Raw genomic sequence first — 23,153 nt, forward strand, 5'->3', positions numbered from 1 at the left:
AAAGCTATGCAGCCAGACATTAAAAAACCCGCCGCAGCGGGTTTTTTAATCGTTTTTTCATGCCATAACTATTCAGGATCCGCCGTGATGCAGCTGGGACTGCTGATAGTTCTCCAGGCCGATGCGATCGATGAGATCGAGCTGGGTCTCCAGCCAGTCCACGTGCTCCTCCTCGTCTTCCAGGATCTCCTGGAACAGGTCGCGGCTGATGTAATCCTGCACCGACTCGGCGTAGGCGATGGCGACTTTCAGGTCCGGGATGGCGTCCATCTCCAGCGACAGGTCGCAGCGCAGCATCTCCTCCACCGTCTCGCCGATGCGCAGCTTGCCCAGATCCTGCAAGTTGGGCAGCCCTTCCAGAAACAGCACCCGCTTGACCAGCTCGTCGGCGTGTTTCATCTCATCGATGGACTCGTGATACTCCTTGTGACCGAGCGCCTTGAGGCCCCAGTCATCGTAGATGCGGGCATGCAGAAAATATTGGTTGATGGCTATCAGCTCATTGGCCAGCACCTTGTTGAGGTGGGCAATGATCTTGGGATCTCCTTTCATCGACAGTGCTCCTTGGTTCGTGCCTGAGGCTGAGATCCTTAGAGCTTAGTCCAGAAAAGTGACAACAAGAGGTCCGGCGAGCCAGCTCGCCTGCGGGAAGGAATTGAAAAGACGGGCCGGTTTTGCCGGCAACAGGCCCTGCTCAGGCCACCTCGTAGTAGAGCGGCGCCTGTTCCAGCTCGGCCTTGTCGAGTTCGGCGGCGATGATCTCCATGGTCATGCGCACGCATTTGCCACACTGGGCACCCACTTCGAGCGACTGCTTGAGCTGGCGAAACTCGGTCTTGCCTGCCTGTACCGCCTTGCGGATCTGGGAATCTGTGATGCCGCGGCACAAACAGACGTACATAGTGTTTACCTCATGCTGGATTGCCATGAAATCTAAATGAGAATGGTTCGTAGTGCAAATAACGATTGGTAATAAGATCCCCCGCTTGCCAGCCATCAACCCCTTGGTGACAATGCCCTGTCACTGAGGGAAACATCATGCTCAAGAAACTGTTCACTGCCCTGTTTGGCGGCCAGCCCGCTCCGGCCACCGAAGTCACGCCCACCGAATACGCCGGCTACCTCATCTATCCCGAGCCCATGGCCGAAGGGGGTCAGTATCGGCTGGCAGGCCGCATCACCAAGGAGCTGGACGGAGTGCTGCAGACCCACCGCTTCATCCGCTCCGATCTGTTTGCCAACCCCGCCGATGCGGAGCGCTTCATGGTGCAGAAGGCACACACCTTCATCGACCAGATGGGGGATCGCATGTTCGAGCCCCGCAAACCGGCCGACAGCACCGCCTCATGATGCCGGCTGCGCTCGACGAGTTGCGCCAGGCGCTGGCCCGCACCGGTGAACGGCGGCTGATCTGGCTGGAAGGTGATGAGGCCGATTGCATCGCCCGAGCCGAGGCGCTGCTAAGCGGCGCCAGCTACTGGCTGGGGGACGGCCCGAGCGAGCACCACCCGCAACCGGCGGCCAAGGCGTTGCAACGGCTCGGTCAGGAGTGCGACACGCTTGTGTTTAATACTTTCAGCGGTTTTCACCCCGACGCATTCGGGGCGCTGGCGGGCACCTTGCGGGCAGGCGGTCTGCTGCTGCTGTTGACCCCTCCGCGGGCCCAATGGCCAGCCTGGCCGGATCCGGATCGGGTGCGGCTGGTGGCACAACCGGAAGACATTGTGCTGGCGGGTCACGGCTTTCTCGCTAGGCTGGTGCGGCTGCTGGCGGGTGACCCTGCCCTCGATCTGACGCCCCCTGCCGCGACAACCCCGTGGCAGTCGGTTGGTCCAGCGCGGCCATTGAGCTGTGATCAGGCGCGCGCCCTGCCCGCCATCCACAAGGTGTTGCACGGTCACCGCCGCCGCCCGCTGGTGTTGAGCGCGGATCGGGGTCGCGGCAAGAGCAGCCTGCTGGGGCTGGCCGCCGCCGAGCTGCTGCGCCAACAACCCGATCTGCAGATCGTGGTGACGGCGCCCTCCCAGGCCACGGTCGCCACCCTGTTTACCCACGCTGCCAATGCCCTTGAAGACGCGCCGCAACTGCTGGCAGGGCTCAGCTACTGCTCGCCCGATCGGCTGGTGCACGAGCCGCTGCAGCCCGATCTGCTGCTGGTGGACGAAGCGGCCGCCATTCCCACCCCGCTGCTGGAAGCCATGCTGGCCCGGCACGGCCGCATCGTCTTCGCCACCACAGAACACGGCTATGAGGGCACGGGTCGCGGTTTTCACCTGCGCTTCAAGCGGGTGCTCGATCGCGAGACGCCCGGCTGGCAGGAAATCCACCTGGCCGAGCCGATCCGCTGGAGTAGCCGGGATCCGCTGGAGCCGCTGGTGTTCCGGCTGCTCGGCCTCAATGCCGAGGTCGAGACGCCGCCAGCGCCCACCCAGCCTGGCTGGCGCCGGCTCGAGCAGGAGGCACTGGCCGCCGACGAGGGGCTGCTCCATCGGGTGTTCGGCCTGCTGGTACTGGCCCACTACCAGACCACGCCGAGCGATCTGCGCTACCTGCTGGAGAGCCCGGCCCTCGACATCCACCTGCTGGAGCAGGGCCCACATCTGCTCGGGGTGGCGCTGGTGGCCCGGGAAGGAGAGATAGCAGACGAGCTGGCCGAGGCGATCTGGGCCGGGCGGCGGCGCCCGCGCGGCCATCTGCTGCCCCAGTCGCTGCTGGCACACGCCGGCTTCAAAACCGCAGGCGCACGCAGCTACGCCCGGGTAATGCGCATCGCCATTCATCCGGCGCTCCATCGCCACGGGCTGGGGTCGCTCCTGCTGGCCCACCTCGAACAGCATTATCAGGCGGCAGGGCTCGACTATCTGGGCTCCGCCTTCTCGGCCAGCGCCGACTTGTTGCCATTCTGGCGCAAGGCCGGGCTCAGGGTGCTGCGCATCGGCCTGCAGCGGGATGCCGCCAGCGGCAGCCACGCCGCCCTGCTGCTCAAGGCGCTGCAACCGGCCCGCGCCGCCGAGCTGGCCGACTGGCACCAACGCTTCGTGCGCCAGCTGCCCACCCTGCTGGCGGGCGAGCTGAAAAATCTTGAATCCGAACTGGTGTGGCAGTGCCTGCAGGATGGTGAGGCCAGCTCGAGCGGGCTCGATGAGTTTGATCAGGATGAGCTGGCCTGCTTTGCCCACCATCACAAGCCGTTCGAGCTGTGCCAGCCTAGCCTGCAGCGCTGGCTGGCGGGCAACCTGACAACACTGGCGCAGCTTGACCCCGCCGAGCGGCAACTGCTGATCGCCACCATCTGGCAATATGCCGACTGGGGAACGCTAGCGGCCAGGCTGCAACTGGCAGGCAAACCGGCGGTCATCAAGGCGCTGCGCAGCCTGCTGGCCCGGCTGCTGGCGCCGACCGATGACTGATGGCCATGTCAGGGGCCACCCCACCGGCCTCCATCACCAACACGCTCATGCAGCCTCCCTTGTGGCGAGTGTGATGGCCTTCTCCATCGCCCCGCGCTTTTCCTGATAGGCTGATACGCGCCTTCCAGCCTGCGGGATCAAGCGGTTATGGAGGTGATCTTGTGTGGATCCCGCCGTCAGCGGCGGATCCATTCCTATACTGAGGGAAAACCGCAGCGGGTGCTGCCAGCGCAACCAGAAGCACGAGAGTGACCATGATGTCCAAAGACGGGGAAGAGCGTAAATCCATCCTGACCGAGAGCGGCACCAACGAGCTCGAGATCATCGAATTCCACCTCAAGAAGCAGCTGCCCGATGGCCGCGAGAAAATAGCCTATTACGGCATCAACGTCGCCAAGGTGCGCGAGGTGATCCGAGTGCCGGAGACCACCGACTACCCCAATGCCCAGCGCCACATGGTGGGGGTCTTCTCCCTGCGCGAGCGGCTGATCCCGCTGGTAGATCTGGCCGGCTGGCTCGGCATCCGCACCAACCCGGACAACAGCAACAAGGTGGTCATCGTCACCGACTTCAACAAGATGGCAAACGGCTTCCTCATCGACAGCGTCAGCAGGATCCACCGGGTCTCCTGGGAGGATGTGGAGTCCCCCAGCCAGTTCCTGGAGGCAGGCGAGAATGACTGCGTGGTGGCTGTGGTCAGGCGCGACGGCAACCTCATCATGATCCTCGACTTCGAGAAGATCATCGCCGACATCAACCCCGAGCTGAGCATGGAGAAGTACGATGTGACCCAGGATCGCAAGGTCATCATCGACGATCGCATGATGGCCATGCGCCAGGCCAAAACCATCCTGGTGGTGGACGACTCCGCCTTCATTCGCAAGATGATCGAGACCACCCTGCGCACCGCGGGCTACAACGTGGTGACCGCCAAGGACGGGGGCGACGGGCTGGAGATGCTGATGGAGTTCGATCGCCTGTCGCAGGAGGAGAAGATCCCGGTGGCCGAATTCGTCAGCGGCATCATCACCGACGTGGAGATGCCCCGCATGGACGGCATGCACCTGCTCAAGCGGCTGCGCGATACCCCCGCCTTCAAGACCACCCCCATCGTCATGTTCTCGTCGCTGATGAGCGATGACAACCGCCACAAGGCGCTGCAGCTGGGCGCCAACGACACCATTACCAAACCGGAGCTGGGCCGCATGGTCGGCATGATGGACAACTTCCTGCTCGGCATCCCCATCCCCAGACCCGGCAACCTGTGAGGCCGCCGGACGGCCACGCAAGCAAAAGGGCGCCGAGGCGCCCTTTGCTGCTTGATGGCTCACCCCAGCCAGAGATAGAGCTGATGAGCCGCCACCCCGGCGCACAGGCCACCGATGGTGTGGGCCACGATGGCGCGGGAGGTGAGATGGCGATAGCCGAGCGCATCCAGCATGGCGGTATGGGTGCTCAAGAAGCCGCTCCAGCACATGCCCATGGCGGTGAACACCGCCACCTCGTTGCCGGTGATCCAGCCCTTGCCGATGAAGGGGGGAACCAGCGACATGGCAGCCCCGACCGCCCCCAGCGAGGTGACCGGGAAGGCCACCAGCTCGGCGTGGGTGAAGCCGAACAGCAGCTCGAACAACCAGCCCACCTTGGCTGCCAGCACCGGCAGCAGCGCCACCCCCTGGAAGGCTTCACCACTGTAACCCTGCTCGCCCGGGCCGAAGGTCAGCAGCATCACGAAGGTGCTGATGATGAGCACCCCCGGGATCACCGCCATCCCCAGCTCCACCCCGGACTTGCCACCGTCCAGCAGAGCGTTGAGCACCCGCAGCCAGGTAGGGGCGGCTTCCTGGCTCAGACCCGGTTTGGCCCCCACGCTCGCCACCTCGTCGGAAATCGGGGTCTCCCCCACCAGCGGGCGGATCATCCGCTGCATCAGCCGGGTCGACACCACGGAGCCGATGAGGGCGCCGAGCAGGCCGATCAGCGCCGCACTGGCGGTGGACTCGCCGCCCGGCAGTTGCAGGGTGGCCATGAAGGTCACCACGATCAGCCCCATGCCAAAGGCGGTACCGAAGTTGGTGAGCGACACCAGCTGCCAGGGGGTGAAGCCCTTGCGAAAGCGGCTGTCCTTGGCGAGGCTGATCACCGCCGGGTTGTCGGAGAAGAAGGTCATCAGGGCCGCCAATGCGGTACGCCCCGGCAGCCGGAACACCGGCTTCATCAGCGGTGCCAGCAGCACCTCCAGCAGGCGGATCACCCCGAACTCGCTGAGCAGTTGGCTGAGCGCGCCAGACAGCACGGTAATGCCCATGATGAAGAGCACGGTATTGAGCAACAGCTGGTGAGCGGTATTGAACAGGGTGTTGACCAGGGCGGAGAGGCCCATCTGGCTGCCGAGGTAGCCAAACAGGCTGCCGAGGATAACCAACACCAATACCGGCTCCAGCCAGCGGCGAAGGGAGGCCGCCCCCTGGTGAGAATCTTTAACTGCTTGATTTTCCATACCAATCCTGAAATCTGTCGCTGTGTGGTGAGTATTGTTGTTATGGCACCCATAAAGCAGGAGCCCTTGTCTTGCGACAAGGGCTCCTTGAATGACTCTTCCTGCTGGCCGCAAACCCGTGCCATACGGATTGACGCTTCGCCGCGCTGGCGGCTGAACCAGGGAGGAAAAACGGGTGGCCGGACGATCCTGTCCAGTCTGCCCGCCTCGCGTCAGCGCGCCGGCCCACGGCCAGCCCGGCGACGAAACGGGGCGGCAGTATAACAACTGGAGCCAGTCAGCGAAACATGGGGGAGACCTGTGCCTTGCCACCCCCTCGCCTGTACTGGCCGCCAACGAGCTCTACGGCTTCACACCCTCGCTCTTCAACCACTTGCGCAGCCGGCCGTTGGCGTTGTGATAGGGCGAGGCGGTATTGAACTGGATCATCCGCCCCAGCGGCCAGCGTTCATACCAAGGGCGACCGTACAGCTCATCGTCGCTGCGTTGCCCGACCAGCTCGACGATGCGGGCCCTGGCCGCCACCAGCCGGGTCAGCAGCTGCGGGTAGGTCAGCCCCTCATAGTCCCGATAGAATTTGTGCGCCAGTCCGCCCAGCTCGTTCCATTTAAAGCCGGTCTCGGGAAAGTCCACCGGCAGATCCGCCGCATCCCGCTCGATCCACTTGATCACCAGCTCATTCCAGCCGATGAGGTAGGCCACCAGATTGGCCACGCTCATGGGGGTGCCCTTGCTGTGCCCCTCCATCACCGGCTCTTGTGTCAGGCCCTCGGGGACTGCCTGCAAGGCCTTGAACAGCTTGCCGAAGTTCGTCTCGATGGCGAGCAGCAGCTCGGCCTTGTCAGCAGGAATCCCCATCACTTTTCTCCTGAATGCCCGCCACCAGACAAGCGGCGGGCGAGATTGCCGTCCACGGCCGGCGCGGGTAAGCTCGCCCCATCGGCCATCCATCTACTCATCCAGCAGCACCATGAACGACCTCGTGACCTATATCAGAGCCATCCATCGCCAGGTGGGGCCGGCGATAATCGTCCGCCAACAGAGTGAACAGCACAGCGAGCAGGACGAGAGCGGCACCCTGACTCATCACCGGCAGACCCATTACTGGTTTGCCAACGGCGTGGTCATCTGCCACCAGCTGGAGCTGGACGAAGATCCCTCTCCGCAGCTCTGTCCGGAGTGCTGGATCAGCTACCGGGTTGTCGCCAGCCCCATTCCCATCACACCTGCACGCAAGCTGTTCCACAACCCCTGCCAGGAGGCCTTCTGGCTCAAGATGCAGGAGATCACGCCAGCCGGCTGACCCGCTCGACCAGCAACCGACGCCCCATCAATACTGCTTGGTCTTGGAGGCAAACCCCGCCAGGAACAGCCCGGTCAGGAACATGCCGCAGAAGGCCTCGATGGCCGACAGCAGCTGGAGCGGGGAGGAGGTCTGGGAGATGTCGCCATAGCCCAGGGTTACGAAGGTGACGATGCTGAAGTAGAGCGAGCGGCCCAGGTGATGATAGGTAACCGAGGCCGGCGCCAGAAAATAGGTCAGGGTCGCCAGCAGGATCACCCCCATCGACAACAGCAGGCTGCGGATCGGCCGCTCGCCAAAGCCCCAGGTGATGAAGCTGATGAACTTGGCGGCGCACTTCAGGTAGCACAGCAGGGTGAGCCAGCCTTTCTTGAGCCAGCCGCTGCGCAGCCAGCACTCCTTGAACAGCTCTCTGGGGCTCGCCAGCGACTTCATCTCGTGCAGCTTCTCCTTGTAGTAGCACTCGCCGGCATCGACGGTATCCCCCACGCTGGAGAAGAGCCGCTTGGCGTTGCGGTAGAGCTTGCTGGCCTCGCTGTGATCGACCCGACCATTCTCGTTGTAGGCCACCTGCACCTTGTCCAGGTTGGTGTGCTCCATGGTGGCGTCGAAGTTCTTGGCCCGCACGTTGAAGTTTTTCAGCACCGCCCGGGAGGAGTGAAAACGGATCTCCTCGCACTCGATGGTGAAATCCTGAAACACCCCGTCCTCCAGCGCCAGCTCCCGTTTCTTGGCCCAGGCCCTGTGGTCCCACAGCAGGGAGTCGAACAGATCGAGCCCGATCACCCCGCCGTTGACCCTCACCCCCTTGGCCGAGCAGTGCCACAGATAGACCTTGGAGTTGTTGACGGCGCCATCCAGCGAGAGTTCATCCAGGCAGGTGAAGTCGAGCAGCCGGCCGGAGATGATGGGGCTTTTGAGCTCGACGCCGCCGATGTTGAGCAGGCGGTGCTTGCCCAGCACCTGGGCCTCCCCCTTGTTGTTCTCGGAGACCGAGAGCAGGCTCTGCACCCGCTTCACCTCGTCCTTGCCGTGCTTGCCGGCCAGCCACATGCAGTAGGGTTCAAAGCGTGTCTCGGCACGGATCAACCCGCTCTTGCGCAGGGACTCCAGCGCGCTCGAGGCGGTCTCATAGAGCCTGATCTTGTCGTCGCTCATGTAGAGGCACAGGCTCAGCACGCAGCGGGAGCTGATGAAGCGGGCGATGCCGATCTGGAAAATCACCTGCTTGTCGATCTTCTGCTCCGTCATCCAGTCGTCGAAATGGGGCAGCGACGCCACCAGCAGATCCCAGATCAGGGGATAGTCGTTGGCCCGGCGCCACTCGTTGAACTGTTCGGGGGAAAGCTGCCAAAGCTCTGTTGCATTCATGGATGACCTCGCTCAAGAAACGGTTCCGCTTGCCTGCACCGGGCCTGGTACCCGATAAGCCTGCATGACCCGAACCGGGCAGGAGACGGACTCAGCAAGCCATCATACTAGCCGAGCCGACGAAGTCACTGATGGGGAGGAAGCATTGGCGCAGATCCGCGGCTCGGCGGCCAAAGAACCCGACTGCTGTGCCGCTTGCTGCATCCAGTGCATGGCATTGGAGTAATCAGGCTGGCTTGCCAGACGTTTGGCCAGCTCATATTGGGCACGGCCATCCCCCTGTTTTGCGGCTTGGGATAACTCGGCGTCAGTGAGTGACACCGTGGAAGAACAGGCTGCAAGCATGCTGGCTGCCACTGCCACTGCCAGCCATAAGGCTTGATGTGTCATGAGAAAATTCTTCGCAGAGTGAAATCTATGGATAACGTCGTTCACGATATCCATTCGGATAACACTTTACTATTTCACTTAAAGCACCATTCTCATAGCCAAAAAATAAAGTATGATTAGAATACCCTTCCTGAGAATGTTCTCTCTCATGAACCATTATATCTGTTAGTATATCGTCATTATAATGATAATCCGAAAAGCTCGAGCCAAATCTCCCATAATTAAATTCTTTCATTGCCTTACCATTGTTAAACTCAATATCCATAACAAAAGCCAGTGAGTCATCATCGTAAAAGCCAATCACTCTGACTCCATTGTCAGAGTGAAAGTAAAAATCACTATACTGAACTTCCCCATTTGAACCAAGCCGTTCGACTAATAGAGTATCCCCGGTAGAATTAAAACTCCAAAACTGAACGTCTTTTTTATTTTTTGGGAAAACATTTAGTTCTTTTCCTAGTTTAAAACCAAACCTCTCCGCTTCAAAAGGCCTGATATTTAACAATCTTCCTTCGCTTATTTTATTGACAGCTGAATGTTTTTCTACATCTGAATAAAATCTCTCTAAAAATACCCGTGAGGTAGCATTTATTTTTTCAAATTCAGATTTAAGTGTATCCACCTCGTTCATTACGGTCCCTTAGAATTTAAAAGTACCACTTGATATCTCTGATGCTATTTTACTAAGCTCGTCGGTAATGCCTCTAATCAGTTAAAATGATGCCTTTCGATAAAGGCACCAATCACTTTCTCGTGGAGCTCAACGGAACGAGAGAAGCAGATGGTTTTGCGAGCCAATCGCTTGGTATCACGAGCACCTGAGCCGTTGAACGCCATATCAACAATCTTCTCTTTGACGCCAGGCTTGCGTGCTTCATAGGTGTAAGTGAGCTGAAACACGTGGACAACGATAGCGAACATTGCCTGCAGGGGTCTTGCCATGGCGGTATACGCAGCCAGAGTTACAACGAGGGCAGTGAACGGTGATGGACGCCATGATGACACAAGCCTCAAAGGAACCCACCACACCTACTCAACCGATCGGAGACATCACCCCAGATTTTCATGGCATAATAAATTTCGACTCCATTGTTTGAAAAATACCGTCATATTGCTCATGGTCTGGTGTGGCAAAGGGGACTTTTTTTACAACAAGCCTTAAGATTAGAAATAAATCCATTTTCAACTCATCATCACTTACATAACCTTTAATTCCTGCAGCATATTGAAATAGCGCATCCTTATTCGGAATTTCAACTATTTCGAAAGGTTTAAGGTCACCTTCATCACTAGCCATGACTAATATTGAGTCACCAATCGGGCACTTCATTTCAACATGTTCCAATGCATCTATCAATGGCTGTAGATCAGCCATCACCCTCTTAAATGATTTTGTATAAATTCTATTTTTCGAGACAACAGCAATAGAGAAATTCATATTAATGATACACCGGGTTATAAGGTGGCATATGACCAAACATTCGCTCATATGTAGTAATGTAACGGAGTTCTAAAGCCTTAGCTGCTGCTTTTCCTTCAACCGTGGCCAAATGCTCTGGGTAAGTTTTTATACCTAGCTCATTGAATCTCCTTTGGTGTTCAGCAAAGCGCGCCATGTATCCTCGACCAGTCTCCCCAAAGTGCAATAAACGACCACTCCCAATTTCGCGAACTACATAGACATCGTGAGGGCCAGTAGCTAATCGGCTATTTCCATGAATACGTCCAGACAGTGAATTCAGCCAATCAGAGTATCCTCCTCTTGTACCATGCCCCCAAGGCTGTGAACGAGTATGCCGCCCCCATGAACTCATATTCATCGTCCCGCCACTTGCTTTGTATTCTCGCCATTTACTTAATCGAGTCATTAGCCTAGGGTTTATGCCACACCCCGCCAACCCCAGTGGGTCAACCCAGTTCACTGGATTAGACACATACCCATAGTTATTCTCACCACCCAGTATCCCTATCGGGTCGGGGGAGATATAACAAGCACCTTGCGGGTCGTAGTACCGAAAACGGTTATAGCAGAGTCCACTCTCGTCGTCACGCAGCTGGCCCGCGAATGCCAGACCGGGGTCACGGATATCGGCATGATTGCTTAACCGCTGGCCCCACAGACTGGTTTTTGTCGGTTGCCAGTGCAGTTCCCCTTGTGGGTTATAGAGCCCCAGCAGTTCGCCATTTTGCTGGCTGACGACAAAATCGGTCTGCCAATTCTCTGCGGCGGCTTGTCGGCCTTGTTCGATATAGACAGTGGAGACATGAGGCAGACTCGCCGCGCCAGCTTGTGTCATCTGACGCTGCTGCACCAGCAATTCCCAGCCACGCCAGACCCAGTGGCGGCGGGCCCGTAACTGCCCTTGCTTGAAATAACGCACCTCGGCGATCTGGTCGCCATCCCACAGGTAACGCACCTCTTCGCCAGTCTGCTCACAGCGCTTGCTGATGCGTCGACCAAACGGGTCGTAGCGATAAAACCAGTTAGAACCTTCGGGGGTGGTGACTACCCTCAACTGGTTACGACTGTCCCAACGGTAGTGCCACTGTTCGGGCCGAAAGCCTGGGCGCAGCTGGCGTTTGCTGATAAGCCTACCCGCCTTGTCATAATCGTAGTGGGTATCGCCGCGCTGACTGACCCGCCCTTGCTGCCACCGGGTGTGTTCACCGTCTGCTAATGGCAACCCCTGACGGGTGTAGCTAAATTGCGCCTCCCGCTGACGGCCAGCGTTGGGATGTTGGCTGAGGGTCTCCAGCACCCGACCACAGGCATCAAGCCGATAGCCCTGCGCCTCGCGTCCACGCCGTTCGCCAATCAGGTTGCCAGCACGGTCATAACCGTACTCGCGGGTGAGCCCCGCCAGCAAGCGCCCCTCTTGCAGCTGACCGCTTTGGGCGCGAGTGAGCTGGCCCAGTACGTCATACTCTTGCTTCAGACCAAAAGCACCGCCCTGACGCTGCGCCTCACGGCCAGCCAGGTCGTGCCCCAGGGTCAGCGCTGCCCCATCTGGCAAGCCAACATGGGTCAGTTCGCCGACGTTGTTGACGGTAAAGGAGGTGGTCAGTGGGGCCGGTTCGTCCTCCTTATCCCCTTCGTGTCCCTCAGGCCAGCTCAAGGTTCGAGTCAGGGTGTGGGCCTGCTCATCATAGCTGCGGCTGAGGGTGGCGCCGTTTTGCTCTTCACGTATCACCCGGTCGCGGGCGTCATATTCAAAGCGCAGGTGGCTGGTGTTGGATGACACTTCCAACAATCTGCCTGCCCCGTCGTAGTGATAATGAAGGGTATCATCGTCACTGATTTCGCGTAGCAGCAAACCCCGGCCATCAAACAGGAAGTGGCGAGCCTGACCTTCGCCATTGCGGACTTCGATGCAGTGACCATCTTCGTCATAGCCATAGTGAGTGACGGTGCCCGCCATATCCTGCTCGCGCACCACCCGGCCATCATTATCGAGCCACCACTGCCACACCTGCTGGTCGGGCCCGGTGACCTTTATTAGCTGCTGGGTATCGCGGTCGTATTGATAGTACCAACTGCGGCCACTGGCATCAGTGCGCTCAAGCAGCAGGTCGAAGGCACCAAAGCGTTGGCGCCAATGCTGGCCATTGCCATCGACATGGTCGGTCAGGTTTTTGTGGCGATCGTAATGGCGTTGCTCTTCTACCTCATCGGGCCGTTTGAGCTGCTCTGGCAGTTGCCAGCTGGGGCGACGATAGCCTAACTGATAGCGGGCACCGTCGGCCCGTTGCCATTGCGCAACCCGGTCCTGACCATCGTAGCGCCACTGCTCGGTACGTCCCTCGGCATCCGTCTGGCTCAACAGGCGCTGGCGCTGGTCATACTGCAGGCGTGCTTGCACCTTGCCACTTTGATCGCTCACCGCCGTCAGCAGCCCATAACGGTTCCAGCTAAAATGCACTTCGCTGGCATCCGGCCCCATCAGTTTGTCCGGATTCCCCATGTCATCGAAACGCCACTGCCAGTTGCGCCCGAGCGGGTCAGTGACGGCACACAGCCGCAGCTGCTCATCATACTCGTAGTGCCAGGCGTGGCCGCTGCCGTCCACAAAGCGGGTAACCAACCCGGTGTCATCCAGGTATTCAAACTCGACCACCCGTCCGGCCGGGGAAATTTCCCGCAGCAGGTTACCAAATTCGTCGTAGTCAAAGCGGGTCACATGACCAAGGGGGGAGCGGATCGCGCTCACCAGGTCAAGCTCGTTAAGCTCATACTCGTGGCGACCCATCCCGTCGGTCATGACTACCTTGCCAGGCTGATAGTCAAAGCGTGCGGTGAGCATGCCATCGGCACAGGTGGTGTAGACGCAGCGCCCTTGCACGTCATATTCATAACGCGCCCAGGTCTGGTCGTTATCATGCCAACGCGTCAGTTGCCCCAGGTCATCGTATTCGTAAAACAGGTGGTAGTGATGGCTGGCATCCGCTTCGACTAATTGACCAGCGCGGTTTTGGGTGTAGTGGACCAAGCGTGTCTGCTGGCCTCCATCTACACGAACAATGTGCTGCAGGTAGTCGTCTTGCCAAGCTAGCGCCAGCGCGATGCCATCGCTGTGGCGCACCCTACAAAGTTTGCCTGCCTGGTCGCGTACCAAGGTAATGCGATTGCCATGGCGGTCTGACAGTGCTTCGAGCCAGTACCGGTCCCCCTGTTGATGGATAAAGTGACGGGTCTGCTGACTGTCTCTATCCCACAGCAAAAAACCGTGTTCGGTTCGTGTCAGGGTAAATTGGGGATAATGCGGGCAATAGACGCAGGTCACATCTTGATGGAAAGTGAAATCAATGTCATAGCCCTGTGCCAGGGTGATAGTCACAACGGTGTCTAGCCCCTGCGGACTGACGCTGGCGACTTCACTCCAGCTGTCATGCCACCCCTTACCGAGCAACCCCGTATGGTCGGATGCAGTGCGGTAGGTGCGCTCAAAGCGCAGCGGCAAGGTTTGCCCCAACTCGACATCCAGCCGGGATTCAATCACCTCTCCACTGGGGATATAGACGGGGTCTTTAAGAAAACCCTTGGCGGCTTCCTTGAAACGTGCCAGCCCTTTGTTATTTTTGAACCCTTGGCTCATGCAGCGAAGCGCAGTCCGCTTGAACTGGCGCACCGCCACTTTGGCCCCCACCAATGCCCCCCGCAATACTGCGCGCGGTCCCTTGGTAAAGAGTTTGCCTATCCCTTTGAACATGCCACGACTGGGCGGCACCAGGAACTCGACCGCAATCAGCAGTCCCTTCTCCCACCAACTGAACTCATCTGCTATTTCTGCGTACGTTCCTTGGCCTGAGCCAAAGAAGACGGTGGATGCACCCTCCTTGATAGTGGCGCCACAGGCTGTCTGGTCATCCACTCGTGCGGCGGGGCTGTCGTTGACAAAAACAGACTCACTGCCTTGTGCAATGATGGGCGGAACCGAGTGCTTGGTGCACGCGACGGTATCAACCAACGCACGGGAGACCGGTTGTCCTTCGACAAACACATTGGCAGAGCCAGTTGCAACCGGACCGAAGGACGGGGACGCACTATCAACCATGCCAGACACACTTCCTGATACCTTGGCGATAAGATCCCCCGCCCCTATGGTGGCAGCAATGCCCAGGCCAAGCTTGGCGACCCCCACCACCAACGCCAGCCCCATCCCCCCAGTCACCCCCGTCAAGGCGACGGCAGCCGTTACTACCGCAGCAGCCACAGCAAAGACTGCAGCCGCCACCAGGGCACCGGCTATCGCCCCCGCCAAAGCACCCAAGAAACTCTTGTGCTTAATCATTTTTCCAGGGGACGTGGGCGGCTTGCCCTCACCTGGTTTGGGTCTATCAGCGGGGGGAGAGGGGTGGTTTCCCGCATGCATCGCACCAACTCGCGCTACCCGCGTTAAGATATCGCCAAGCATGCCCCCCCCTTAGCCCGCCGCTTTAAAGGTTGCAATCACGTCAAGCAAGGCTTGTTTCTGTTCATTTTGCAGAGTGCCGGCTGCCGTGATGGTAAAGGTCAGCAGCAACGTCCCCCTCACCTGCATCACCACCACCTGGTGCATCGGCCCCTCGGTCGAGCGCCAGGTGTACTCGATGGCTGGAGCGGCTTGCCCATCCAGCTGTGTTTCCCAGCTGGCCAATTCCTGATAACCCTTGAGGTGAGCCGCAAATTGCGAAAGCGTCTGTTGATAGACGGTCTCTGGCGCCAATCCAAACTCGAACGGTGAACGATTGACCACCAGATTGACTGTATCGCCCGGCAATACAAACACATGGAGGGACTCATCGCGCCATTGCTGTGGTATCAACAGTGCACCTTCATTCATCTGATACATGTCACATCCTTAATTCAAATCAATGCGGGTGCCGTTCAACACGAGTCCCTTGCCAGTAATGGCGATGTTGCCCTCTTTGTCGATGGCGATATAACCACCGGCTGTGGCAATGAGAATGTCCCCATCCTGCGATTGGATGGCGATATTGTTTTTCACCTGCAGAGACTCATTGTCATTGACCATGGTGCTGCGATTTTTGGTAACCACTACGGTTTGCTCACCCTGCACTTCTGTCACCTGGTCCAGCTTGACCGACACCGTCTGGTTACCCTGAACGGCAACGGTTTGACTCCCGCCAACCTGTTCCGTGTGATTGGCATTAACAGAGGTGGAGCGATTGTTAAGCACCACCGTATTCATGTCATGTTGAGCGTGGAGGAACACCTCTTCCTGGCCTGCTTTATCTTCAAAACGAAGTTCGTTAAAGCCCTTGCCCTTGTGAGTGTTGCTGCGCAGTGACATGCGGGTTTTGTTAGCTGGCAACCCCTCTGGAGGAAGGTTGGTTGCGTGATAGGTGCGGCCAATGACGATGGGCTGGTCAGGGTCCCCCTCAAGGAAGCTCACAATGACCTCATGCCCAATGCGCGGAATGGCCATCATGCCATAGCCACCTCCGGCCCAGGCCTGACCGACCCTTACCCAGCAGGAGCTGTGCTCATCGCTGGCGCCATACCTGTCCCAAGGAAACTGCAGCTTGATGCGGCCATATTTATCGCAGTAGATTTCTTCCCCCGCAGGCCCCACAACAGTGGCAATCTGCGCCCCATCAACCAGAGGCTTATGGGGCATCTGCGCACGCCAGGTGGTGGTAGCCTTTACTACCCCAAAATCGTTGTAATACACCGTGGGCTCGCTACCACCTTCTTCCTCCAATGCTTGAGGCTGCTTACCGGTGTGTGTCACATGCACTACTTGCCAGGCAATATTGAGTGCAGGTGCAGGGTGTTCCGATAGCTCGAAACTCAGTCCAGGCATCAACCCCGCCTCTGTCGAGTGTCCATTTCCCGTCACCGCGTCGGCTCGCAGCGCATCCAGTCGATGCTGAGCAAACGCCTTGCCGCTTGGGTCCTGCTTGAAGCGGCCGGGATAGTCGAAGTGCTGGTAGCTATCACGCTGGTGTTCCAGCTCAGCCCCCATTTTTTTGTGAGACAGGCCATAAGCCGGGGTCTTGAAGCTGTAGTCTTTGAGCTCTACATCGCTCGGACGCACCGCTTCCTGATAATGGAACCGGCGCACAAACGCCCCTTGCTGCAACCCTTGATTGGCCAGATTGAAAAAGAGGGCGAGCCCTTCCTGCAGCGCAGCAGCATCGTCGGCAAAAACGAGCCGGTGCTTGCCTGCTTCAAATTCGTGGAAGTAGAACATCCCCTCTTCAGCCGCTAGCCGGTTCAAAAAAGCCAAATCGCTCTCACGGTACTGAACGCAGTATTCGCGCTGGGCATGCTCGTTTTTCAGGGCAAAGGCATAGTCGGTAATACCGTGCTCTTGCAGCAAGATGGAGAGGATCTCTTCAGGCTTCTGCGCCTGGAAGATGCGGGCATTGGTACGTAAGGAGAGCCGCCATAGTGCAGGCTTCACCACCATGCTGTATCGGGTACGACGAAACCCAGTATCGCCCTGAGCAAATTGGGCCACCACGCCACTGACACGGCGCAGAAGATCCCCCTCAAACCACACCAGCAGTTCACAGGGCTGATCCAACACGGCACCGAAATCAATGTCACTCAGTAGACTGGCCAACTCGAGATGAAGGTCAAATGGACGATTGAGCCCTTCGTTAAGTTCAAAGCTTGCCACAGCGAAGCTGGGGGCAGGCAGCGTGCCCACCTTAACGGTGAATTGCAATCCGGTCTGATTAGCCATCATCTCTCCCTATCACCTTTCGAAACTGCACCAGAAACCTGTCAAAACACCACGCTACTGCCCTCTCTGGCACACAAGCAGTCACCAAATATAAGTAACATGACGGGTAATCCGCTGTTTGTGTCTGCATAACAGAACACCCCTTATTGCTTTGCTATCACTCCGCATTCACCAACACGGTTCAACTGGTAAGCAGGGGGATGGCAAAGCATAAAAACTCCGGCAGCCCAAGACTGTCCGGAGAAATAGGCGATAAAAGGCCGGTGCACACCGGCCACAACATACGAGATGACTTACAAGGAATAGCAAGGTAAGAAAGTGAGGTTTAGGCCTCGATCGGCGCGCGCCAGTCGTCCGCACCAGAGGTGCCGGCAACGGTGTGCTCCCAATCGATTTTGCGGTAGGCCAGAGAGACCTGGATCAGCTGGGTGAAGTCAGACTTTGCCGGATCCTGGCAGTGCGGCATCTGGCAGTCGATGTCGACGATGGTGGCATCGGTCAGCACGGTAGAGAAGAAGTGCTCCTGCTTGCCCTCGACGGAGGTACGGTACCACTTCAGGGTCACTTTCGGCAGCATTTCGCCGGAGGCCAGCGAGTTGTACATCAGCGGCACGGCTTTGTTCAGAGCAACGGTGAACTTGAACGGCTTGTGGACACGCTGACCAGCAGGTTGACCGGATTGCGGGTCAGTCGGTACGGTGACAACGTGTTGAAACTCTTGCACCAGCATCTCGTCTTCGTGACCCTGCACGAAGATGTTGCCGACAGAATCGGAAGTGAAAGCACCGGCGGTGATATTGCCCTGGGTTTTACCTTCGATGCTGATATAACATGGAGTTGGCATGTGTATGCTCCTGATTGGTTGAACGGTAATGACACTCGACCGACCAGTTAGCAGCGACCATGCCAACCAACATATCCGCTATTTATCAATCACTTATCGACATCGCGACACGCTAGCCATATATCCACGAGCAGATTTCAGCTCAAAATGAGTCCTTACACCAGCAAAAATTGCGCCTATAGCTATTAAATCCACAAAGTGAGCAACATATAGCTCTCTGCAGAATAATTCGCTGACTTTCACCAACGTCATACATCCAAGCGGCATCAATATTGAACCTGACTGAACCTTAGTTGGGGATGAAGATGTGAGTAAATGCCGCGGGCACAGCATGTGAAGAACGTTAGGGTGGCGCAACAAAAGTAATCAGGAGCGATAGACGATCAGGGGAAGTATGCGCTCTCTGGGGTTGCATCGCCCCCAGTTCCCTAGACACCTCACAGCCTTAAAATGAGGCAACTATTGGAGATCTTATACACCAGCCATTCTTCCAGCCTTGCCCATAGCAGCGCCTTGCATCTCCCCAAGCTGATCAAATTTAACTCCTGTGACATCAGCTCCGGTCTGAACATACTCGCGCCTCTGCAACAAAAAGACCGGAAGGACGACCGGAGAAAGTCTCGAGTGGCTCGCTGTTGAGCGGGAAGGAAGATGTGTCGACCTGGCCGACACTCCGTGTAAAGCAGCCTCCGAGCCGGCCTGAGTCGGTTATGACTTCAATACGGCGGGCAGAGATAGCGGTAAAGATGGCTTAACCAGAGACAAAGCGTGCAGAGTGACTAGATGACTGATGCGCGATGGTGCTAAATCCGAGAATCGCAGATAAAGAAAAAGCCCAGCATTGCTGCTGGGCTTTTGAATTGGCTCCTCCTACTGGACTTGAACCAGTGACATACGGATTAACAGTCCGCCGTTCTACCGACTGAACTAAGGAGGAATTAACTATCGGAGACCAGACATCGCTATCTCATCGCCTTTATTGTGGTGCCCAGAGACGGAATCGAACCGCCGACACGGGGATTTTCAATCCCCTGCTCTACCGACTGAGCTATCTGGGCAAATGGTGCCGGCTACCGGAATCGAACTGGTGACCTACTGATTACAAGTCAGTTGCTCTACCTACTGAGCTAAGCCGGCACACTTTAAACCATTGTGCATGAACAAGTTTTTATTTCATGGCACCAAAATTTGGTGCCCAGAGACGGAATCGAACCGCCGACACGGGGATTTTCAATCCCCTGCTCTACCGACTGAGCTATCTGGGCGTGGGCGCTATTAAACGGATTTTAAGGCAGGTGGTCAACGGGAAATTTCACTTTTTGTCTCGTTCGTCTCTTTTTTGCTCAGGATCATCCATTTCCAGCACTTCTTCCTGCTCGGCACGGTTCTGGCGGCCCCAGACTCTGGGTTCCTCCCCCTTCAGCAGGCGGGCAATGTTCTCGTGATGGCGGATCAGAATGAGGCAGGAGAGCAGCGACACCGGCAACGTGTATTCCGGTTTGAGCAGGTAGGTAAAGAGCGGGGTCAGCAATACGGTAATGATGGAGGCCAGCGACGAATAGCCGCTCACCAGCAGCACCAGCAGCCAGGTGCCGATCACCGCGCCCCCCATGGTGAAGCCGATGGGCATCATGGTGCCGAGCGCCGTGGCCACTCCCTTGCCGCCACGAAAGTGGAAGAAGATGGGGTACATGTGGCCGAGACAGGCAGCCACCCCGATAAAGCCGAGGTAGACGGGTTTGATCTGCAGATACCAGGCGAGATAGACGGGAGCGGTGCCCTTGAGCACATCGAGCAGCAACACCACCACGGCCGCCAACCGGCCACCGAGGCGCAGCACATTGGTGGCCCCCGGGTTGTGGGAGCCGTGATCACGGGGATCCGGCAGACCCGTGATGCGGGAAACCAGCACCGCACTGGACAGCGAGCCGCCCAGGTAGGCCAGAATAATCATCAAAATCGTCAGGGCCGTCATCTTGGTCGTTTTTACCACGATATGAATGGGGTATGATGCGGGCCACATTCTCTGGCGCCGACGTGGGGTTGCCCAACGCGTGTCGCCCAAACCGGCCGCCGGCACTCATCCGCTGGCCAGGCCTGCATCCCTGCGCTGTCATCACAGCCCATCAAGAGTAAAGAAGAAGTACTGTCATGGACAAGGTGTTTATTCGCGGACTCGAGGTTTTGACCACTATCGGTGTATACGAGTGGGAGAAAGGCATTCGCCAGAAGCTCTGTTTCGACCTCGAGATGGGGTTCGACAACCGCCCCGCCGCCGCAACCGACGATATCAAGCTGGCACTGGATTACGCCACCCTCTCTCGCAAGATCTGTGATCACGCCTCCAGCAAGGTGGTGGAGCTGGTCGAAACCATGGCCGAACAGGTCGCCATGCTGGTGCTAGCCGACGAACGGGTGCAGTGGGTCAAGGTCACCCTGACCAAGCCGGGCGCCGTCCCCAATGCCGCCGGCGTCGGCGTCGAGATCCTGCGTCACCGCACCCCGGCCGCGAGCGCCAACTGATGACCCGCATCTATATCAGCCTGGGCTCGAACCAGATAACAGGGAGCGCTGCATGACCTGTATCTACATCAGCCTGGGTTCCAGCCAGATGACAGGGAGCACCGCATGACTCGTGTCTATATCAGCCTGGGATCCAACATCGAGCGCGAGCGTCATATCCGCGCCGGCCTTGATGCGCTGCAGGCCGAGTTTGGCGAGCTGCAGGTCTCCCGGGTGTTCGAGAGCGAGGCGGTGGGCTTCAACGGCCGCCCCTTCTACAACCTGGTGGTGGGCGCCGATACCGAGCTGCCGCTGGCGACCCTGTGCCAACGGCTGCGCGCCATGGAGTTCGCCCACGGCCGCGAGCCGGATGCCAAGAAGTTCGCCCCGCGCACCCTGGATCTCGATCTGCTGCTCTACGGCGAGCTGGTCTGCGAGACGCCGCTGGTGCTGCCGCGCGGCGAGATCCTCAGCAACGCCTTCGTGCTCTGGCCACTGGCCGAGCTGGCGCCCAAGTTCTGCCACCCCGTCGATGGCCGCACCATTGGCGAGCTGTGGGCGTGCTACGACAAGGCCTCCCAACGGCTCTGCCCTATCCCCTTTCACTGGGCAGCGGGCGAATTGCAGCACCACTGAACGACAAGGGCACCTCGCGGTGCCCTTGTCGTTGATGGACGGAGCTGATAACGGATAAGAAACCGTGATTGGGCCTGCGCCGGAGCAAGTGGCAGGATGGCCGCCATCACAGGAGAACCCCATGCCACTCGATACCATTCACGACTTCAACTGCCGGCTGCTGGCCGGGCTGCCCCATCAGCGCTTCGAGCACGAACCCATCCTCGACTACGCCACCGATGAAAAGGTGAAAGCCCGCCTCGGCTGGCAGGCCGAATTCAGCAAGACCCTGTTTCTCAAGTTCAAGGATGGCCGCTTCGCCCTGCTGCTGACCCACAGGGACGGCCGGCTCGACAACAAGGCGGTCAAGGCGGCGCTCGGCGCCAAGCCCTCCATCTGCACCGCCGACGAGATGCAGGCCCAGATCGGTTGCCTGCCGGGCGCGGTCTGCCCCTTCCTGCCCCGCGCCGACATCCCGCTGCTGGTGGATCCCGTGCTCATGACCCACCACGCCTTTACCTGGACGCCGGGCCACCCCGAGCAGACCTTCCTGCTGGAAACCGCCCACCTGGCCGGGCTGCTGACCCAGCTGCCCTGCCAGGTGAGCTACCTGCCGGCCCCCTGAGCCCGCGGCTCAGCGCTTGTCCCGCGCCAGCTGGGCAAAGATCAGCGCCGCCAGCATCGACATCAGGCCGATGCAGAGGTAGGTGAGGTGAAAGCCTCCCAGCCACTGGCCATCCGCTGCCGACGAGCCGGCAGAGAAGAGCCCCAGCAGACTGGCGGCGATGGCCACCCCCAGGCTCATGGAGAGCTGCATCACCACCGACAGCAGGCCGTTGCCGCTGCTGGCGAACTCCGGGCTGAGATCCTGCAGGGTCAGGGTGTTCATGGCGGAGAACTGCAGCGAGTTGATGGCGCCGAACAGCATCAGCCAGCCCAGCAGCACCCCGTAGGGGAGCTGGTTGTCGATGAGGGAGAAGCTGGCGATCATCACACCGAGCGCCAGGGTGTTGCCGATCAGGATGCGGCGATAACCGATGCGCGGAATGAGCTTGTTCACCAGCGTCTTGGTCAGCATGGCCCCCAGCACGGTGGGGATCATGGTCATCCCCGCCTTGCTCGGCGAGAAGCCGAGCCCCAGTTGCAGAAACAGCGGGGTGAGAAACGGCATGGCGCCGCTGCCGAGGCGGGCAAACAGGTTGCCCCAGATGCCGATGGCGAAGGTGCTGGTCTTGAACAACCCCAGCCCGAACAGCGGCTCCTCGGCATTGGCGGCATAGAGCCAGTAGCTCGCCATGGCGGCCAACCCGAACAGCAGGGCAAACAGCGCCCAGCCGGTGGAGATGCTGTGCTCCCCGAGCCCCTGCAGGCCCACCGACACCAGCACCATGCCGGCGCTGAACATCACGAATCCCTGCCAGTCGAACTTGGCCGTGCTCTGGCGCAGATCCGGCATGAAGTACCAGCTGGCGATAAAGCCGAGCAACCCCACCGGTAGGTTGATGAGAAACACCCAGTGCCAGCTCGCCACTTCCACCAGCCAGCCCCCCAGCGCCGGGCCGATGAGCGGCCCCACCAGGCCGGGGATGGTGACGAACGACATCACCCGCAGCAGCTCGTGCTTGCTGTAGACCCGCAGCACCGCCAGCCTGCCCACCGGCATCAGCAGGGCGCCACCGACCCCCTGCAGCACCCGCGCCGCCACCAGCAGCGGCAGGGAGTTGGCGGCCGCGCAGGCCAAGGAGCCCAGAGTAAACAGCAGGATGGCGGCCAGATAGATGCGGCGGGTGCCGAATCGGTCCGCCAGCCAGCCGGAGGCGGGAATGAGCAGCGCCACCGTCAACATGTAGGCGATGATCACCGACTGCATCTGCAGCGGGCTCTCGCCCAGGGTCTCGGCCATGCTCGGCAGGGCGGTGTTGAGGATGGTGCCATCCAGCGTCTGCATGAAGAAACCGACCGCCGTGAGCGGCGGCAGCCATTTGCGCTGGGCAGGGGTCACCATGTGTGTGCTATCGGGCATCTG

At 58.9% G+C, this 23,153-nt stretch carries 20 protein-coding genes, 4 tRNA genes and 2 pseudogenes; 7 read left to right on the forward strand and 19 right to left on the reverse strand.

What is annotated here, in order from left to right; translation table 11 throughout:
* Nucleotides 1-72: 72 nt before the first annotated feature.
* Both bfr and R2E40_RS20110 read right to left on the reverse strand, forming a co-directional pair.
* Entirely contained in the window at nt 73-552 is a 480-nt protein-coding gene (bfr, locus tag R2E40_RS20105; protein ID WP_011707537.1) for a bacterioferritin, read from the reverse strand.
* Nucleotides 553-694: 142 nt separating this feature from the next.
* The gene (locus R2E40_RS20110; protein ID WP_016352142.1) at nt 695-901 is read right to left on the reverse strand and encodes a bacterioferritin-associated ferredoxin; all 207 of its coding nucleotides are present in this window, start codon (nt 899-901) and stop codon (nt 695-697) included.
* A 137-nt stretch (nt 902-1,038) separates the two neighbouring features.
* On the opposite strand from R2E40_RS20110, the gene R2E40_RS20115 reads away from it, so the two are divergent.
* The 3 genes from R2E40_RS20115 to R2E40_RS20125 all read left to right on the forward strand — a co-directional run bounded on the left by R2E40_RS20115 (nt 1,039) and on the right by R2E40_RS20125 (nt 4,678).
* A complete protein-coding gene (locus R2E40_RS20115; protein WP_103827093.1) occupies nt 1,039-1,350 on the forward strand; it encodes an HlyU family transcriptional regulator in 312 nt (103 codons plus the stop codon).
* Nucleotides 1,347-3,410 carry a tRNA(Met) cytidine acetyltransferase TmcA gene (locus tag R2E40_RS20120; protein ID WP_318164234.1) on the forward strand — a complete coding sequence of 688 codons (2,064 nt, stop codon included), beginning with the start codon at nt 1,347-1,349 and terminating at the stop codon, nt 3,408-3,410. Before R2E40_RS20115 ends, R2E40_RS20120 begins: the two co-directional genes overlap by 4 nt.
* Before the next feature lie 254 nt (nt 3,411-3,664).
* A complete protein-coding gene (locus tag R2E40_RS20125; protein ID WP_011707542.1) occupies nt 3,665-4,678 on the forward strand; it encodes a chemotaxis protein in 1,014 nt (337 codons plus the stop codon).
* A gap of 59 nt (nt 4,679-4,737) precedes the next feature.
* Here the strand turns inward: R2E40_RS20125 and R2E40_RS20130 are convergent, their stop codons facing one another.
* Together R2E40_RS20130 and R2E40_RS20135 are read right to left on the reverse strand one after the other, a co-directional pair.
* Nucleotides 4,738-5,910, reverse strand: a complete 1,173-nt coding sequence (locus tag R2E40_RS20130) for a nucleoside recognition domain-containing protein (protein ID WP_024944786.1) — start codon at nt 5,908-5,910, stop codon at nt 4,738-4,740.
* Between the two features lie 342 nt (nt 5,911-6,252).
* A complete protein-coding gene (locus R2E40_RS20135; RefSeq protein WP_318164235.1) occupies nt 6,253-6,768 on the reverse strand; it encodes a ClbS/DfsB family four-helix bundle protein in 516 nt (171 codons plus the stop codon).
* A 112-nt stretch (nt 6,769-6,880) separates the two neighbouring features.
* Here R2E40_RS20135 and R2E40_RS20140 point away from each other — a divergent pair, with 112 nt between their 5' ends.
* The gene (locus R2E40_RS20140) at nt 6,881-7,213 is read left to right on the forward strand and encodes a hypothetical protein (protein WP_318164236.1); all 333 of its coding nucleotides are present in this window, start codon (nt 6,881-6,883) and stop codon (nt 7,211-7,213) included.
* Between the two features lie 27 nt (nt 7,214-7,240).
* On the opposite strand, the gene R2E40_RS20145 is transcribed toward R2E40_RS20140, so the two are convergent.
* The 14 genes and pseudogenes from R2E40_RS20145 to plsY all read right to left on the reverse strand — a co-directional run bounded on the left by R2E40_RS20145 (nt 7,241) and on the right by plsY (nt 19,985).
* Nucleotides 7,241-8,584, reverse strand: a complete 1,344-nt coding sequence (locus R2E40_RS20145; RefSeq protein WP_039213987.1) for a potassium channel family protein — start codon at nt 8,582-8,584, stop codon at nt 7,241-7,243.
* A gap of 138 nt (nt 8,585-8,722) precedes the next feature.
* Nucleotides 8,723-8,974: pseudogene (locus R2E40_RS20150) on the reverse strand (hypothetical protein); the annotation flags it as partial.
* Nucleotides 8,975-8,999: 25 nt separating this feature from the next.
* Complete coding sequence (locus R2E40_RS20155; protein ID WP_318164237.1) at nt 9,000-9,605, reverse strand: hypothetical protein; 606 nt, start codon at nt 9,603-9,605, stop codon at nt 9,000-9,002.
* A gap of 77 nt (nt 9,606-9,682) precedes the next feature.
* Nucleotides 9,683-10,003, reverse strand: a pseudogene (locus tag R2E40_RS20160) (IS1 family transposase).
* A 34-nt stretch (nt 10,004-10,037) separates the two neighbouring features.
* Nucleotides 10,038-10,412, reverse strand: coding sequence for a hypothetical protein (locus R2E40_RS20165; protein WP_318164238.1), 375 nt, complete (start codon nt 10,410-10,412; stop codon nt 10,038-10,040).
* 1 nt (nt 10,413) lies between these two features.
* The gene (locus R2E40_RS20170; RefSeq protein ID WP_318164239.1) at nt 10,414-14,631 is read right to left on the reverse strand and encodes an RHS repeat-associated core domain-containing protein; all 4,218 of its coding nucleotides are present in this window, start codon (nt 14,629-14,631) and stop codon (nt 10,414-10,416) included.
* A gap of 264 nt (nt 14,632-14,895) precedes the next feature.
* Nucleotides 14,896-15,303: a DUF1795 domain-containing protein gene (locus tag R2E40_RS20175; protein WP_318164240.1), complete on the reverse strand. Its 408-nt coding sequence runs from the start codon at nt 15,301-15,303 to the stop codon at nt 14,896-14,898.
* A 9-nt stretch (nt 15,304-15,312) separates the two neighbouring features.
* On the reverse strand, nt 15,313-17,166 hold the full coding sequence (gene tssI / locus R2E40_RS20180; protein ID WP_318164241.1) for a type VI secretion system tip protein VgrG: 1,854 nt from the start codon (nt 17,164-17,166) through the stop codon (nt 15,313-15,315).
* Nucleotides 17,167-17,491: 325 nt separating this feature from the next.
* Complete coding sequence (hcp1, locus tag R2E40_RS20185) at nt 17,492-18,010, reverse strand: type VI secretion system effector Hcp1 (RefSeq protein ID WP_010634822.1); 519 nt, start codon at nt 18,008-18,010, stop codon at nt 17,492-17,494.
* A gap of 861 nt (nt 18,011-18,871) precedes the next feature.
* A tRNA-Asn gene (locus R2E40_RS20190) sits at nt 18,872-18,947 on the reverse strand.
* A gap of 45 nt (nt 18,948-18,992) precedes the next feature.
* Nucleotides 18,993-19,068 (reverse strand) — tRNA-Phe (locus R2E40_RS20195).
* A 3-nt stretch (nt 19,069-19,071) separates the two neighbouring features.
* Nucleotides 19,072-19,147 (reverse strand) — tRNA-Thr (locus R2E40_RS20200).
* Nucleotides 19,148-19,199: 52 nt separating this feature from the next.
* Nucleotides 19,200-19,275 (reverse strand) — tRNA-Phe (locus tag R2E40_RS20205).
* 47 nt (nt 19,276-19,322) lie between these two features.
* A complete protein-coding gene (gene plsY / locus R2E40_RS20210; RefSeq protein WP_016352149.1) occupies nt 19,323-19,985 on the reverse strand; it encodes a glycerol-3-phosphate 1-O-acyltransferase PlsY in 663 nt (220 codons plus the stop codon).
* A 176-nt stretch (nt 19,986-20,161) separates the two neighbouring features.
* Between plsY and folB the strand changes: the two genes are divergently transcribed.
* The 3 genes from folB to R2E40_RS20225 all read left to right on the forward strand — a co-directional run bounded on the left by folB (nt 20,162) and on the right by R2E40_RS20225 (nt 21,752).
* Entirely contained in the window at nt 20,162-20,533 is a 372-nt protein-coding gene (gene folB / locus R2E40_RS20215; RefSeq protein WP_011707547.1) for a dihydroneopterin aldolase, read from the forward strand.
* Between the two features lie 105 nt (nt 20,534-20,638).
* Nucleotides 20,639-21,148 (forward strand): 2-amino-4-hydroxy-6-hydroxymethyldihydropteridine diphosphokinase, encoded by a 510-nt coding sequence (gene folK, locus R2E40_RS20220; RefSeq protein WP_318164242.1) that lies wholly within the window; start codon nt 20,639-20,641, stop codon nt 21,146-21,148.
* Nucleotides 21,149-21,269: 121 nt separating this feature from the next.
* Nucleotides 21,270-21,752, forward strand: coding sequence for a YbaK/EbsC family protein (locus R2E40_RS20225; RefSeq protein ID WP_318164243.1), 483 nt, complete (start codon nt 21,270-21,272; stop codon nt 21,750-21,752).
* 9 nt (nt 21,753-21,761) lie between these two features.
* On the opposite strand, the gene mdtD is transcribed toward R2E40_RS20225, so the two are convergent.
* Nucleotides 21,762-23,150, reverse strand: a complete 1,389-nt coding sequence (gene mdtD, locus R2E40_RS20230; RefSeq protein WP_318164244.1) for a multidrug transporter subunit MdtD — start codon at nt 23,148-23,150, stop codon at nt 21,762-21,764.
* Between the last annotated feature and the right edge of the window lie 3 nt (nt 23,151-23,153).

It is taken from the genome of Aeromonas sp. CD (assembly GCF_033349375.1).
GTDB classification, from domain to species: Bacteria; Pseudomonadota; Gammaproteobacteria; order Enterobacterales; family Aeromonadaceae; genus Aeromonas; species Aeromonas hydrophila.